This is a genomic window from Mycoplasmopsis agalactiae PG2 (assembly GCF_000063605.1).
GTDB classification, from domain to species: Bacteria; Bacillota_I; Bacilli_A; order Mycoplasmatales; family Metamycoplasmataceae; genus Mycoplasmopsis; species Mycoplasmopsis agalactiae.
Window position 1 is genome coordinate 24705 of record NC_009497.1, and the last position, 16252, is coordinate 40956.

The following is a 16252-nucleotide window of genomic DNA, read 5'->3' on the forward strand; positions in this document are numbered from 1 at the left end:
GAAAGGTAAATTTATATGAAAAAATGATATAAAAATGAAAGTCATATAAAACTTTCATTTTTATATGTAAATTACTGTGCAATTTTACTTTTGTTTAGCATACTCAACAGCTACTTGTGCAGCAACTTTGGCATTGTTATAAACTAATTGAATATTAGCTTCAAGACTCTTTCCTTCAGTTAATTCAAGCACTTTTGAGAGCAAATAAGGAGTTGTTTTTTTGCCACTAATTCCTTCAACTTTAGCTTGCTCAATTGCTTTGTTGATATTATCTAAAATATATTCATATTCAAGACCATATTGTTCAGGAATAGGATTAGCTAAAATAATTCCGCCGTTAGTAAATTTTCACTTAGCTTTCATTATTGCAGCAACTTCGCTAGCTGAATGAACATTGTATGTAACATTAAATTCACTAGATGAAGAGTAAAAAGCTGGCAATTTATCACTATTGTAGCCTAATACTTCAACGCCTTTAGTTTCTAAATACTCAAGTGTTAAACCTAAATCTAGTATTAATTTAGCTCCAGCACAAACAACTAAAACATTGTTTGTTGATAATTCGTCTAGGTCTCTAGATATGTCAAAAGTTATTTCAGCTCCTCTATGTACACCGCCAATCCCGCCAGTTGCAAAAACAGGAATACCTACTTTTTGTGCAACTAAGACTGTACCAGAAACTGTTGTGCCTCCATTTTTCTTATTTGCTAAAACATAACCAAAATCTCTCTTGCTAGTTTTGATAACATCTTTTAATTTAGCAAGCTCATTTATTTCATCATTTTCAAGACCAACATGAATTATTCCGTTAATTATGGCTATTGTTGCAGGCACAGCACCTTGCTTACGAATTATATTTTCCACATTAAGTGCCATTTCAACATTTTTAGGATAAGGCATTCCATGGGTAATAATTGTCGATTCTAAAGCAACAACAGGTCTTTTATGTTTTAAAGCGCTTTCAACTTCCTTACTAAAAACTATATTCATATTAGTTAACCTCCATATATTCTTTTATTAAAGTATTCTCATTTAATTCGTCATTAACTGTTTTAACACTAAGCAGTGCAAATTTTGAAAAAATTGTTGCAATTTTCAAAATTTGTAGCTTATTAATAAGTCCATAAATTAAGCCTGCACAAAATGCATCACCAGCGCCAGAAGCAGATAGGGGCTTTATAGAATTGGGTCTGTAAAATTCAGTTTTTTCTTCTTTATCAAAATATAAGCTGCCATTTTCTCCATCAGTAATCACAACTGCTTTTGCTCCATTTTTAACTGCTTCTTGAGCCAATATAAATATATCTTTTTCAGAAGAATAAAGCAGATTCTGAAACTCAATTTTATTAGCTTTAACTAGCGAAAAGTACTGTAAAATAGGTTTAAACTTTAAAATCTTATGAGAAGAAACCCCTTCAGCAATAATAAATTTATGGCCATAATTTTTGCAAATTTTTGTGATCAAGTCTTCACTAAGATTAGCATCCAAACAAATATAAGTGGCACTGTCCAATACGTCTTTGTATTTCATTAAATCATCATAATTAACTGCTTCAGTTATTTTAGTATCACTAGCAGCAACATTCATATCAGAATTCTTGTCTAAAAAAGCGACGTATTTGGCTGATTTATAGTCATTTTTGACAATTAGCCTATAACTAATTAAGTCATTATCTAATTGCTCTTTAATTCATTGTGCCTCTAAATCATTGCCAACAGCAGCAATTAAAGTTGCATTAACATTTGCTAGCTTCAGATTCTTTGCAACATTATAAGCAACGCCACCCAGTGTACTATAAATATTTGAAGGATTAGAGTCCTTTAAGACAATTTCATTATCAATCTTTGCATAAAGATCATAATTTACTGAGCCAATTACAACAACATTCATAAGCCTCCAGTAAAGTTTTGCTTTTCATAATTATAGTGCACACAATAAACATTTGCTTAATAAGCCAAATATATGATTTCAAATTTTCCATAAATGTTCCTGCTTGGCTAATAGTTACTAACATTATTGGATAAACTTAAAATTAATATAGAATTTAAATTATGAAAAATGTAGTTAAACCTAAGATCATTTTTGTTGATTTAGATGGCACAACCATAGATTTAAAAATTAATGGTCATAAAAGAATTAGTGCTGAAAATTTAGAGTACATAAAAAAAGCTAGAGAAGCAGGAATTGAAGTTGTTGTTTCAACAGGCAGACCGCCAACTAAGCCATCAAATGTGTTTTTAGAACCAATGCAATGTTTAGATAATTTCATTGCTTGGAATGGAGCTTACATTAAGCAAGATGGTAAGGCGATTCACTTTGGTAAGTTTGAAAAAGGTGATGTTGAGAAAATATATAGTGAAATAGTTAAGCACGGCATTAGTGTGATTTTTAACTCTGACACAAAGGATTTAGCTTTCACACACAATTGATTAATATCAATTGCATTACGCTGAACTAGGGGCAAGGCAAAAAGATATAAACATTTCAAAAATGACACTGAAATTAACAAAATGGTGCTTTGACACCCATGCAAGAAAAAGTTATATGCTTTTGCAATGATGCTAAAGGAAAGATTCAGAGAAACCTGTGAAATAGCCTTTACAGGCAATCGCAATGAGGTTTTAGAACTTACACCAACAGGCTCAACTAAAGGCTTAGCAGAAATAGCTTATGCTAAAGCCAGAGGTGTTAGTCCTGAAGAATGTGTGCACATTGGCGATACATTAAATGACGCAACATGTGTTAACCGTGTTGGACAATTAATTGCTATGAAAAACTCAACCCAGAGTCTTAAAAATATTGCTGATGTTATTTCCCCATTTACGAATAAAAAAGCCGGATTGGGAAAAACCATTGAACACTTTTTTCTTAAATAAACAATAAAATTTAGTCGCTAAATTTTAAAAGGAGGAAAAATGGGTGCATTTTTCAGAATGCAACTTAAGATTTACTTCCGCTTAGCAAGCTCATATATTTCGCCCTTAGTTATAGGGAGTTTTTATATAATCTTAGTTACTTGCGTAAGACTTGCAATAGGCACTGGGGATGTGCAAAGGATACTTGATAGCAATCAGTATATTGAACTTTCTGCAAACTTCTGTATGATAGCGTCTTTTGTTATTTCATCTTTTGTAACACAAACCTTTTTTTACCGTTACAAAAACGAAGGAATAGAATACTTACTTTATTCAAAGCCAATTAGAAGAAAGCACATATTTTTTACTAATGTATTAGCTAGCGTAATAGGTCTTATTATTTCAATGGCATTAATGAGCACAATGTTTTTTATTAGCCAGCTAATTATTCCATTTAAATTTACAAAAGCACTGCTTTCATCATTATCATTTTTTGGCGCAGGTTTACTGTGTGCTACACTTGCTTTAGGAATAGCAGCAATTGTGCAAAATTTTGTAGAATCTAAAGTGTTTCAAGTTATAGTGTCAGTCATTCCTGTTTTAGGAATTATGACATTAGGCTTTATTAAGTTTTCATCTGGCACTGATGTAATACAAACCACATATCAAGCAGCTAACAGGCCAATAATACTTATTCCTAATTCACCTGATTTAAAGGGAGATTCGTCAAAAGCAGTCGAGAATTTAAATAAAAGAATTAAGTCTCAAGATGATTTATTAATTGAGAATCAAAGTACTGCTAATATGCTAGAAAATCAAGAAAATTTAGCATTTAATCCTTTTTCTAAAACCTTTAAAGTTGAAAAAAGAGAATCAATTGAAGAGTTAGCAAACAAAGTTAAAAAATCATTTTATTCACACATATACTGGTCAAACTTTAAAGAATACTATTTCCCTACTTTTACAGCTTATGATAGAAATTTAAGAAACTGAAATGTCACTTTGAATTACAACATTTTAAACAATAAATCAAGCGTTATAAATAAAGAAACTGGTGAATTAGATAAGGATGTAATTGAATATCTAAAAACAAAGTACAACTTAGACATCAATAATCAAATTTTGGTTAAAACAACAAGCAATGATCTTTATTCTTTAGGCTATAACATCAGCAATTTCAAGGACATATTTGATTGAGACAGATTTGAAGAAAAACCACTTTTTAGCATTGGTTTTAATGACATTCAAAATAGAAATTTTGAAAACTTCGATGAGTTCACTAAAAAAGTAATTAACAAAATCTTAGAGAAAAAGAACTTTGACTTAATAAAAAGTGTTCTGTTCAATATTTTAGGCTTAGAAGGCTATTTAACAGGCACTGTGGATGTAGTTAATGCTCTAGAAATAGTTGATTTTCTAACCGGATTAACTAAATATGCATTGCTTGAAGAAAAACATAATTTTGATCTTGTAAAAACCAAAATTGAAGAAAAAGCCAAAAGTGAAAAAGATCCAAACCTTAAAAAGTTGCTTGAGCATTTAAAATCTAAGAGTGCTATCTTATCATATGATTTGTTACAAAGCTCTAATTTTAAGGAATACTCGTCAACACTTGATGATTATATAAATGCAAGATTTGATACAAAAGAACTTAGTGAAATTCAAAAAACCAGATTAAATAGTTATATATCAATTATGCGCGAAAGAGCAATTAATGCTTTTAGCCAACTATTTTGAACAATCAATATATTCAATATCGTAGGCGAAAGGCAAAATGGTAATTTTGCTAATTTACTAGAAACTAAAAATTTAATTCCTTATTTGTCAGAAAGCAAGGAAAAATTCAGCAAATTCAACAAGAACTACAAACAAAGCATCATCAAAGTGGTGAAATTAAATGATAATTTAATCGAACTAGAAAGAAAAAACTACATTGAAACACCAACATCTGTAGGAATCACACTTTTAGTATCATTGACATTTATAATATTAGGCTATTTGCAGTTTGAAAGAAAGAATTTTAAATAATGAAAAAGAACAGAAATTCATTAGCTTCAATTTATAAAAAATGAAGAGAAAATAGCCATATGTTTGCTGAAGCTAAACACAAACAATATCATAAGCCTGAATCTGATGTAGCTCTTTCAGTGCAACATTTATCTATGATATTTAAATTGCCCCACAGACCTATAAAAAAGCCGTAGACGACTTGAGTTTTAATGTTAAAAAAGGACAATTTCATGGCTTTGTAGGCAATAATGGATCTGGCAAAACCACTACAATAAGATCCATTTTAGGTTTCTATCCCGGACTATTTGGGAAAATATTTATTAACGGGTTAGAATTTACTAATTCATCTGCTAAAAAGAAAATAGGATATATTCCTGAAGTGACTATTTTTCCTAAAAATTTATCAGCAACTGAATATCTTTACTCACTTGCACTAATGTCAGGAGTTGATAAAAAGATTATCAAAGACAGAATAAATTATATTATGGACACATATGGCTTCCATGTGCCAGATATGTCTAAAAGTCCTGCTTATATGTTTTCAGGGCAAAAGAAATCTATTATGCTAATTCAAGCGCTCATTAACGACCCTGAAATTTTGATATTAGATGAGCCAGCTGCTAACTTAGATCCTAGTTCAAGAATTAGACTGTTTAATACTTTAAAACAGCTTCATTTGGAAGGTAAAACAATTTTTATCTCTAGTCATATCTTAGACGAGTTAGAAAAATATATCGACAGCTTTACTTTGCTTTTTGAAGGAAAATTATTATACTCAGGCTCTATAAATGATTTAGAAAAAGACAACAATCATTTTAATACTAAGATAAAGGTGAATAACCATCTACTTCTTAAACCATATTTAGAAGCAAATAATATAGACTTTTATATTGAAAACGATATTTTATACTGCAATCTTAAAACAAATGAAGACAAGAATAATTTAGTTAAGGAAATATTAAAACTGAATCTTGAGCTAATTTCAATTACTAAAAACACACAACCTTTAATCAGCAGATTTTTTGAAAAATCAGAAAACTAATTAAAACAAATTGCAAACAATGGGAAAAACAGGCCTTTTTTCCCATTTTTTTCAACTTTTTTTATCTTTGTCATAGAAACCCCCTTATTTATAGTGAAAGGAGAAAAATGGACAAAAACCATTATATAAAAGACACAACATCTGAAATTCCAATCAAAGAAAAAATAAACATGATTAAAACTCTTTGCTTTATTGATAATGAAATGAACAAGGCAAAATTAATAAGGGAAAAGGCAAGCAAATTATTTGGTTACAAGGATGATTCATTAAGTAATTATAAGTCTAGGTTTTATGGAACATTTGACTATATGAATGAAAACAATGCAGAATTTATTAAACAATATTTTATAGATCATAATGAAAATAGCGCTAAAAGTATGATGTCAAAATCAGCTTATTATAGATTAAGAAAAAATGCAATTGAAAAGTTTGTTTACTATTATATTACCAGGTAATTTATTAATAAGCGATTTGAATAATAGCACTATAAAACAGTCAAATGTGGCTTATATTGACAACAGAGAATATATAACTAATGCAACAGGAATACGATATGTGGATTGATCTGATTCTGGGAATGCATTTTCATTTTTTGATACTTCCTTAAAAAGGCACAAGAATTTATTTAAAAGAGGAGCCATTGAAATTAGGAGGATTTTTAATGGCAATAAATTTGTACTTAGATATTGAAGAGTTTCACCTACATCAATTGATAATGACGAAGATTTAAGCTTTGGCCTCTCAATTAACAATAATGTAGTTGAGCAAACACCTGAGAACACACATAATATAAAGTTTTACAAAGATGAGCTTGAAAAGAATTTTGATGAATATGATTCATTAAAAGACACTAAATACTATGTTTCCAGAACAACTGATGGCAGCGCAATGCTTCAAGTAATGACCCTTACTTCTGATTATTTAGGCTTAACATTTGACGATTTAGAAAATATTGTCGTAACTTTTCCAATTAAACCAATCTATTCAGCAAACGTTCGAGACCACGACTTTTGGGAAGTCAAATTAAGCAAATTACATAACAGGGATAAAACAATAAATGCAATAAAAAATAAAGCTGTTATTAAAATTCCTGAGTATTACAATTTCAGATTCGATGAATTTGGTAAAACTAAAGAAGAAGTGAAATATCTGAATATGAACATTAACATTAATCCACTATCTCAGGATAAAAAGTTAGTAAATTTAGTTCAAATTAAATCAGAAAGCACCAAGCATAGTGAAACTGGATTCTACAAAAAAGAGTAAGAGGGCACGCCTTATTTAAAAGAAAAATATCCAAACCAGGACAGCTTTGATGGACTTAAAAAAGTTATGTATGCGAACACTCATTTTATAAAAAATCAGTCATTTGGAACTTTGTTGATTGATTCTATTCATAATCAATCTTTAAGCAAAAGTGCAATACCAGTAGAGACAGAAACAACATCATCAATTTATAACAAAGGTGTTGATATAAAAAATATAGCTATAAATGATTACTATGAATTTGACTATAAACAAGGCAAATTAGTAAATTCAGTCTCAGGTCAAAATAAAGGTCTATTCATACCTTTTAATTTTAAAGGCAATTTCAATACCAGTTATAGACTGATATGAAAGACAAATGAAAAGAGCAAGAATTCAGAACACAGCGTAGTAATAAACAATAGTCAAAAAGTAATAAGACCTATGTTAGACCCATATTCAGGATTAATAAAATTAAAAATTAATGATAAAAGCGATGAGAGAACACAACCTTATAAATTTAAATTTTCAAGCGATCAAATAAAGGAAATAATTGAACTAAAAGAAAATCCAACAATAGAAATGTTTGAAAGGTTTAGAAATGGGCAATATATCCTACACTAGCTACAGCAGGTGTTGCAGCAACAGTAACGCCATTTGTTGTGTTATCTGTTAAAAAATCTAATGGAAGCAAAATAACCCCTGCTGAAAAAGAAAAGGAAAAAGAAAAAATAAATCATTTATCAGTTTCATTTCCTAATTTATCGCCAGCAAGCTATTATAAATTCATTAAATTTGACGACAATAATGTCCCATATTTAGAGAATAATATTGTGTCGGCTATCGTTAAGGATGTATTATCCAAATTGTCTGATTATGAAAAAGATATTGAATTTGATTACGAATTTATTAATCCTGGAAAGCTAGAATTACACTTTAAGTTAAACTTAAACCCAACTCCTGAATATAAGAGTTACAAACTAGAAATTTTTAAGGATAGTAATTATTCTAAATTAATTGTTCATTAGTAATTTAATTTAGGTAACTTATGAGAAGAAATAAACCCAAAAGCCCTATAAAACAATGTTAAACAAAAAAGAGACTAGGGTCTCTCTTTTGTTACAGTTTCAAGCTTGTATTGTTCTATTTCAGCAGCAGTTGCTAGAACAAAATGTTTGTTTCCAACATTATGTCACTTAGGCTGATATTCTTCTGTATAGTTATGAATTTTATGATCATAAATTTTTCCCATAAGTGAGCCCTTTTCCTTTTCAATAGAAGGAACGGCATCTAGCAAACTCTTGGTATATGGGTGGTAAGGATTATTTATAATTTCATCAGTTGGGCCAATTTCTAGTAAAGTTCCGCGGTTTATAACAGCTATCCTGTCAGAAATATATTCAACCATTCTTAAGTCGTGGGCTATAAATAAAATTGTAAGGTGGTATTTTTCTTTTAAATCATTAAAAATATTTATAACCTGTGCTTGTATTGAGACGTCTAAAGCAGAAATTGGTTCATCAGCTATTAATAATTTAGGCCTCAAAACAACAGCTCTACAAATTCCAAGACGTTGTTGCTGACCACCTGAAAATTCCAATGGGAATCTTCCTAAAACAGTGTCATCTAAACCAACTTGTTTCAAAATGTCTATAACTAAAAGTCTTTTGCATTGCTTTTCTGAAAGACTAGACATTTTGTCTCTTTCTTCTTTTTCAACCAAAATCTTTTTATATATGTCATCATAAATTTCTGGTTTTTCACTTGCTCTTTGCTCTAAAAGTTTAACAAACTCAACAAAAACAAAATTGTATGATGATTCAATGGTTTCACCCTCTTCTTGATATTTCTTAAGAGGAGAATCATAAATAATATTTTCAGGATCTTTTAACTGAATCAGGCTATTTATAGCCATAAAAGTTGCTTCATCAAAGTCAGTAAGATAAATTAACTTAGCATTTTTAGTATTTGATAAACCTTCTCCAACAACATATTCAACATTTTTAAAAGGGTTAAGAGAGTTTGTTGGATCTTGAAAGATCATTTGAACTTTATTTACCATAAAGTTAATAGTATCTTTGTATTTTTTGCTAAACTTTCATCCCTTATCAATGTTTTTAGGCACAACTCTATCTAAAATTTTAATTTGACCAAATTCGTAAGGAGTTAGACCAATGATTGCTCTACCTGTTGTAGATTTACCAGAACCAGATTCCCCAACTAATCCTAGAACTTCTCCATCATAAATATTTAAATTTAAATCTTTAATAGCGGGAAATGATTTAGCACCCGAGCCATAGACAATGTCTAGGTTTCTAATTTCAACCAAAGCATTTTTTTCTGGATAAGCATTAAGCATTTCATCTGTTCCCTCAACAACTTCACGATAAAGTATGTTGCCAAAGGCTCTTTTTTCAACATAGTACTGTTTACTCATTTATGCCTCCATTTGAATCGCCATAATACTTATCAAAAAACATTGATACTTTGCCCTTGTTGGCTGTTTTATAAGCTTTTTTGGCAGAATTATTGCTTTCTGTATCTGTTTTCTTTGAAGGCACATCTCCACCATTTTCAGGATTATTTCTTTTTTCTAGAATGCTTTGTCTTTCATCGTTTAGCTCAGTAGCTATCTCATTATGTTTATCAGCCTTTTGCTTGTAATGATCATATACAGAGTTATCCACTAAAAAGTTATCACCATAAATAGATTTTAAGGTTTCGTCATATTTATTTCATAATTTTCTGATAACTTTAGGTGGCTCGTACTCAGGAGCTTGCTCATTCAATAAATTGCTTTTTACAAAATGAGTTGGAGAAATTTGATACATTGGTGGTTCACCCAAAAAGTCTACATTTAAGGCATAATCGTTACGAACAGCAAATGCATCACCTTCAATATTATTTAAATTTGAAGGCACTGCACCCCTAATAACTTGTAGCCTTTCACCTCTATTATAATCAGGCATTGATGTAATCAAGCCTCAAGTATATGGATGCTGAGCATTGTAAAGAATTTCTTCTTTTGTGCCTGATTCAACAATCTGACCTGCATACATAATATTTATAAAGTCAGATATAGAAGCTACAACACCTAAGTCATGAGTAATAAAGGCAATTGCTATGTTAAAAGTCTCTTGCAACTCTCTAATAATATCAAGAACTAAGGCCTGAACTGTGGGGTCTAGAGCAGTAGTAGGCTCATCCATAACCAAAATTTTTGGTTTTAATGATACAATTGATGCAATTGCAACTCTCTGAATCATACCTCCCGAAAGCTCATGAGGATATTTCTTCATAATCTCTTCAGGATTGTTAATTTTGGTTAATTTTAAGTATTTTAAAGACTCTGAATATGCTTCTTTTTTGCTTTTTACTAGCTTATTAACTAGCATACCTTCCATTATTTGGTTTCCAACTTTCATTGTTGGATCCAATATTGACATAGGGTTTTGGAAAACAGCAGAAATTATTCTTCCTCTTAGTTTAGATTTCTCTCAGTTATATGTTGTAAAGTTTTGCACTTCTAGACCATATAATCTAATTTTGCCACCTTCAATTATGGCATTTGAGCCAGTAAGACCATAGAGCAAGGATGTAATAACAGACTTGCCTGAACCAGATTCACCAATAAGGGCATGAATCTTACCTTCATATATTTTTAAACTTGGGCCTCTAAGCACTAAGTTCTTCTCTTTAGGATTGGCAGGATTTTTGAATGTTAAGTAAATATCTTCAATTTCAGCAGCAACATTAGTTGGGATGCCAAAAACATCTTCAACTTTTGTGCCTGTAAATAAGTCAACTTCGGTTTTGTCTTTTTTAAATATTCTTTTGATTTGCTTGCCAAGGTTTTTTCAGTAGTCAATGAAACTTCTTCAAAAACCTTTATCTTTTTCCGCCTTTATTTCCATCATGTCTAATGGCGCAGGAAAATTATTATAAATAAGCGGTTTAGGAAACTTTTTGTTATAACCTTGCGATTTATTATGCTTAATTTGTGTTTCTTCTTGATTCATATTTTTCCTATCTTTGTCTTAGCAAGCTATCTTGCACTGCACCTGACATTAATTGAATAGAAGCAGTAACTAAAATAAGCATAAATGAAGGCACAAGTACATAACGTGGAAAAACTGTAAAGTTTTTTGATCCTTCACTGATTAAGTTTCCTAAAGTAGCAACGTTTGGGATAGACAAACCTATAAAAGCTAATGATGTTTCTGAAAGAATAATTCCTGGGATGTGAAATACTATTTCTGTAATTAGTAGCGGAATTAAAATAGGCAAGTAATTCATTAATACTTTATATGTTGGAGTTCCCAAAATTTTAGATGCACTAACTCATTCAAATGATTTAGCACGTAATACCTGAGAACGCATTTGGTTAGCAATACCAGCTCATGATGTAAATGATAAGGCAAAGATCATTACTCAGAAAGTTGGTTTAATAATAATAGTAATTGTAATAAGAATGATTATTGATGGTACGTTTGAAATTATTTTAATAATGAAGGTCATTATTTTGTCAAATATTCTAAAGTGACCCATCATAATTCCAATAATTAAGCCAACTATAACTTGAATAAATGTTGCAATAAATGATAAAGCTAGTGAATACCTAAGGCCATATCATAATCTAGCTCATAAGTCCCTACCTACTGAATCTGTACCAAAAATGTGACCGTTTGTAAAGAATGTTTCAAATCTGTTTTCAACAGACAATTCTAATGGGTTGTGTTTGGTTACTAAAGGAATAATAAGAGCTAGCAATATTAATATAACAAGAGTTACAAAACCAAACACACCTGCAAATGAGCGACTAAAACGGTAGAAGAACTCAACAAAAGAATTTTGTTGCTTATGCATTTTGCTAGTTTCATTAAACTCAAATAAATTTCCAACAATTTGTCATTCTTTATAAGCTAAAGGCCTTAAAAATCTGTTTGGTGCCAATTCTTCGCCAAGGACATTATTTGGGCTTTCTTCCCCTTTTTTTCTCTTTTTGTTTCAATTCTTAATTCATTCAGATAACTTAGCCATTTTAGCCCTTTCTTCTTACTCTTTGGTCAATTATTTTGTAAAGCGCATCACGGCATGTATATGAAAGAATTGTTATTAAAGAGAATAAGGTCACCATAAATAAAATTATATTAAAGTCCTTTGAAGTAATAGCATTAAGTAGCAAGCCACCAGAACCAGTTATAAAGAAGATTTGCTCAATAAACACACTACCAATAAAACTACCAAATATAACAACTGGGAAAAATGTTGCAATTGGGAACAGTGCTGGTTTAAGTGCATGAGTTCAAACAAAACGACGTTTTGTAATACCTTTTAGATAACAGAATTTGCAGTGTTGTGAGTTTAGTTCTCTGTTAAGTTCAGTTCTTATATATTTAATATATACAATTATTGAACCTAATGAAAGGGCTAAGCCAGGGAGAACATAAGTTGAGATATCTTTTTCATTAAAAATATATGGAAGATTTAATTTTCTGCCTATCAATAAAAGCCATAAGGCAAATACTAGTGATGGAATTGACGAGAAAATTGAAACAACTAAAGTAGCAATATGGTCAGGAAGTTTATCAGGATTCATGCCTACATAAACTCCTAAAGGAATTCCCATTACTAAAGTAAGCATAACTGAAAAAATTCCAATTAAGAAACTCTTATAAAAACGCACTCACACAAAATCATTAATTCTTTCCCCAGGGAAAACTGATAACGAAATTCCGAAGTCTAAGTGAATTATGTTTTTCAAATAAATGCCATATCTAATAATAAGAGGTTGGTTTAATCCGTATTTTTCTTCAACAGCCCTTCTAGCTGCTTCATCTAAGCCGGCTGTTAAACCTGTGCCACCAGGAACTGAGTTAATTAAGAAGAAGGTTATAGTAATAACAATAAATGCAACTAGGAAAAACTCTAAAATGACTGCAAATGCTTTTAACATACTTGCCACTCAAGGCGATCTTATGTTAAATATTTTTTGGTGTCATTTTAACTTACGTTTAAATTTGTTATCAAAGTCTACTAGTTGCTTTTGTTCAACTAATTTTCCTGATATTTCTGAAAGATCATCAACAAAAAATGAACTTTCATTTTTCTGTTTTAAATTTTCCATAAATACTCCTATAACTCCTCTTCTCTTACATCAGTTGGCAAGTTTTTCTTAGGTGGGAATGCTGTGTCATAAGCAAATTGTAATGAGTAAGTAAATAAACTTTCAGTTCCACCTACTCTAGAAATTTCTCAGTAAGTATCAACTTCCATTAATGGTACAACAGGAGCAGCTTCACGAACTATTTTTTCTAAGCCGGCTATTATTGCAAAAGCACTTTGTTCAGTTCAGTCTTCTTTTATTTCTTCATCAGTAAACTGGTTAGTAAAGAATGATGTTACTCTGTCATTAAATTGACTTAATGATTCGTGTTGAATATGTCCTTGTTCGTCTTTGTATGTTTCTTTTCTTAAAGAAAGCTCAACAATTTTATTTCAAACTTTTTCAGCAGAGTTAGCTAAACCTAAACGGAATTTGATTTTATCAACTATCTTTTTATCTTCATCCGAAATTGTAACTTTGCCTTTTTCATCTAATTTATAGCCTAATTCTTTAAAGTACTTTTCATATGTTCATGAACCCGAAGGATTGTTTCTAAAACCGGTTTGCTTAGCATTTTCGCTATCTATACCATCAGTTCTAAAGAACACTTTTACATAACTATATGCATCAGAACCGAAGGCATCAAAGTTTCTATAAAGCAAGTCAAATTCACCTTTTGTTCTAAAGTCTTCATAAACGTTTTCAGGTAAACTCTTAATTTCTATATCTAAAAATCCATTAAATGCTTTAGACATAAAATCTTGTAAGGCGATACCTGCATTTTGATGCTCGTCAGTTGAATTTGAAATATATTTAAGTGTTATTTTCTTCAAGTTAGGATGTTTTTTTTTAAATGAATCCATATATTGGCTAGCTATTTTCAATTGAAAACCTTTGTCAGTTCTATCAACATGTTCAAATTTATACGACTTAGACAAGTGATTCAAGTGACTATAGTTTTGCACTGGAATAGGTGTTTTAAACTCTGTGTCATATTTTGTATATGTTTCCAAGTGGTCAAAACCTACTTCAATAGCATCACCAAATGATGAAGATCCTTGACCAAAAGCAGTCCAAGTTATAACAGGATATGAAGAGTTTCATCCAACTATATTAAGCATTTCATCTCTATTGATTGCATAATAGATAGCATTTCTTAAATCTTCATCATACAAGTATTTTGAATCAGAATTGTTAGGAAGTTTTTTAAACCTTTCGTCATCGAGGTTGAAAGCTAAAGCAATTGTTCCAAAACCAGATGACTTTTTCATGTATTTTCTATATTCTTTATCAGTTCAGTATGCTAACTGTTGAATTGCGGGAATTCTAGTTGCTGCTATATATTTATCATCATATAAGGCTGCATTTATATTAGGATCAGAGCTAAAGAAGATTTTGATTCTTTCGCTTGATGTTTTATCTGAAGAATAATATTTTGGATTTTTAGTAAGCAACAAGTATCCTTGTGGGCCAAGCACTAAATCGCTTAGAAGAAAAGCGCTAGCAGTTAAAAATTTTTCTTGTTTTAGTCCAAATTCATTAATTCCGCCGTTTGTTTCTACAAACTTACGGTTAATTGGGAATAAATTTGACTGCATATCTTGCACAACATTTGATAGTGACGAAGGCTCACTCGCTGAGTATTCAACTCTCAATGAATACTCATCTAGAGCTAGTTCTCTATGTCATCTATAGTGTTTAGGCTTAAATGAATCTATGAAGTCATTAACTAATGTATTTTCCTTATAAAGCTTATTTACAGCCTGATTGTACGAATCAATAGCACTGTCACTATATGATACAGAAAGCTTAGATTTTAGTGCTCTTGACTTCTTCATAAGATCTTTAAACAAATCAGAATACTTTTGTCTAGGATCACTAAAAAGATATTTCTTAATTTTTACAGCCTTACGTTGTGGAATTTGTTTTAATTCTTCTTCACTATGCTTACCATGCAAGTATTCAGGATTAGGAAGCATAATAATTGTTTCGTCCGTGTCAGGATCAAAGTCAGGTGAGTAAGGAACGCTTGATAGAATTTCTCTATTTGAATAATTTCAGTAAATTCTTCCTGAATATAAACCTAATTTTTTAACTGCATCCTTAAGTTTATCTAGAATTTTACGCTCTTTAGTTTTTACTTCATTAACTTCAGTTTGACTTAAATTCTTGCCTTTAAATTTGCCGTCTTTAAGAATTTGTTCAATTTGCGATGGATAAAGTTCTTTATATGATGGGTCAAAAACGTCATATATAACTTTTTTATTTATCTCCTTAAATAATGGATATTGGAACGGATTTTGATAAGTGATACCAAATTCTTTTATGTACTCTTGCTGAATATCAACAACAGCTTGTGCATAAGCGAACTTTCTTTGCAAAATAGTTGTTAACTTTTGACTACCTGTTGATAAGTCTAGAATATAGTGAATAGCATCAATATAATCATCAGCAACTACTTCATCACCATTGCTTCAACGACTCTTGCCCTCATTAAGCAAAATGTTCATAGACTGAATTGCATTACCACCAGATTGCAAGATGCTTACTGGCTGATATTCATCTCTGTCAGAACTAAGCGAACCAGTTGTTGAGCCTAATTGATCAAGTGGATAAAATCTAGAACTAGGAGTAGCTGCAGGGGCAACTTTTTCAAAATATTTATCAATTTGAGTTTTGCCTTCTTTAATTTCTTGTGGAGTTAGTCTTTGCTCATTATTATATGAACCAATAGGCAACTCAGGAAGGCTTAAAATTCTTTTAAGCGCTTCATCAGGAGCAGATTTAACAGGAGCTTCAACTAAAGATGGCAAGACTTTATTAACAGATGAAAACTTAATGTAATTAAGGGAGTTAATAGGTTCAGAAACTAGGCCAAGGTCATAATTTCTTTCAATTTTGCCGCACTTAGCAGCCACAAGTGGCACTAAGGCAGAATTGAATGCAATTGTACCTAATAAAAGCTTTTTAATTCTTTTCATGTTAGCCTCCTT

13 protein-coding genes and 1 pseudogene are annotated in these 16252 nt (G+C 30.7%); 7 read left to right on the plus strand and 7 right to left on the minus strand.

What is annotated here, in order from left to right; translation table 4 throughout:
* Positions 1-84 precede the first annotated feature (84 nt).
* Entirely contained in the window at positions 85-990 is a 906-nt protein-coding gene (locus MAG_RS00135) for a pseudouridine-5'-phosphate glycosidase (RefSeq protein ID WP_011949208.1), read from the minus strand.
* 1 nt (position 991) lies between these two features.
* Entirely contained in the window at positions 992-1891 is a 900-nt protein-coding gene (locus MAG_RS00140) for a PfkB family carbohydrate kinase (RefSeq protein WP_011949209.1), read from the minus strand.
* A 161-nt stretch (positions 1892-2052) separates the two neighbouring features.
* Between MAG_RS00140 and MAG_RS00145 the strand changes: the two genes are divergently transcribed.
* From MAG_RS00145 to MAG_RS00170, 7 genes and pseudogenes are all read left to right on the plus strand, one after another.
* Positions 2053-2877: an HAD-IIB family hydrolase gene (locus tag MAG_RS00145; RefSeq protein WP_011949210.1), complete on the plus strand. Its 825-nt coding sequence runs from the start codon at positions 2053-2055 to the stop codon at positions 2875-2877.
* 39 nt (positions 2878-2916) lie between these two features.
* Entirely contained in the window at positions 2917-4884 is a 1968-nt protein-coding gene (locus MAG_RS00150) for an ABC transporter permease (protein ID WP_011949211.1), read from the plus strand.
* Positions 4884-5060, plus strand: a complete 177-nt coding sequence (locus MAG_RS04025; RefSeq protein WP_154644743.1) for a hypothetical protein — start codon at positions 4884-4886, stop codon at positions 5058-5060. The genes MAG_RS00150 and MAG_RS04025 overlap by 1 nt, the downstream gene beginning before the upstream one ends.
* A 5-nt stretch (positions 5061-5065) precedes the next feature.
* On the plus strand, positions 5066-5908 hold the full coding sequence (locus MAG_RS00155) for an ABC transporter ATP-binding protein (RefSeq protein ID WP_011949212.1): 843 nt from the start codon (positions 5066-5068) through the stop codon (positions 5906-5908).
* A 107-nt stretch (positions 5909-6015) separates the two neighbouring features.
* Positions 6016-6363: a hypothetical protein gene (locus MAG_RS00160; RefSeq protein WP_011949213.1), complete on the plus strand. Its 348-nt coding sequence runs from the start codon at positions 6016-6018 to the stop codon at positions 6361-6363.
* Positions 6323-7777, plus strand: a pseudogene (locus MAG_RS04645) (MHO_1580 family protein). The gene MAG_RS00160 and the pseudogene MAG_RS04645 overlap by 41 nt, the downstream one beginning before the upstream one ends.
* A gap of 38 nt (positions 7778-7815) precedes the next feature.
* Positions 7816-8181 (plus strand): MHO_1590 family protein, encoded by a 366-nt coding sequence (locus MAG_RS00170; RefSeq protein ID WP_011949216.1) that lies wholly within the window; start codon positions 7816-7818, stop codon positions 8179-8181.
* A gap of 74 nt (positions 8182-8255) precedes the next feature.
* Here the strand turns inward: MAG_RS00170 and MAG_RS00175 are convergent, their stop codons facing one another.
* Genes MAG_RS00175 through MAG_RS00195 form a run of 5 tightly spaced genes read right to left on the minus strand, consistent with a single transcriptional unit; the run spans position 8256 to position 16240 of the window.
* Positions 8256-9590 (minus strand): ABC transporter ATP-binding protein, encoded by a 1335-nt coding sequence (locus tag MAG_RS00175; RefSeq protein ID WP_011949217.1) that lies wholly within the window; start codon positions 9588-9590, stop codon positions 8256-8258.
* Positions 9583-11172 (minus strand): ABC transporter ATP-binding protein, encoded by a 1590-nt coding sequence (locus MAG_RS00180; protein WP_011949218.1) that lies wholly within the window; start codon positions 11170-11172, stop codon positions 9583-9585. The genes MAG_RS00175 and MAG_RS00180 overlap by 8 nt, the downstream gene beginning before the upstream one ends.
* 7 nt (positions 11173-11179) lie before the next feature.
* Positions 11180-12193, minus strand: a complete 1014-nt coding sequence (locus MAG_RS00185) for an ABC transporter permease (RefSeq protein WP_011949219.1) — start codon at positions 12191-12193, stop codon at positions 11180-11182.
* 1 nt (position 12194) lies between these two features.
* Entirely contained in the window at positions 12195-13280 is a 1086-nt protein-coding gene (locus tag MAG_RS00190; protein ID WP_011949220.1) for an ABC transporter permease, read from the minus strand.
* 8 nt (positions 13281-13288) lie between these two features.
* A complete protein-coding gene (locus tag MAG_RS00195; RefSeq protein WP_011949221.1) occupies positions 13289-16240 on the minus strand; it encodes an ABC transporter substrate-binding protein in 2952 nt (983 codons plus the stop codon).
* Positions 16241-16252 lie beyond the last annotated feature (12 nt).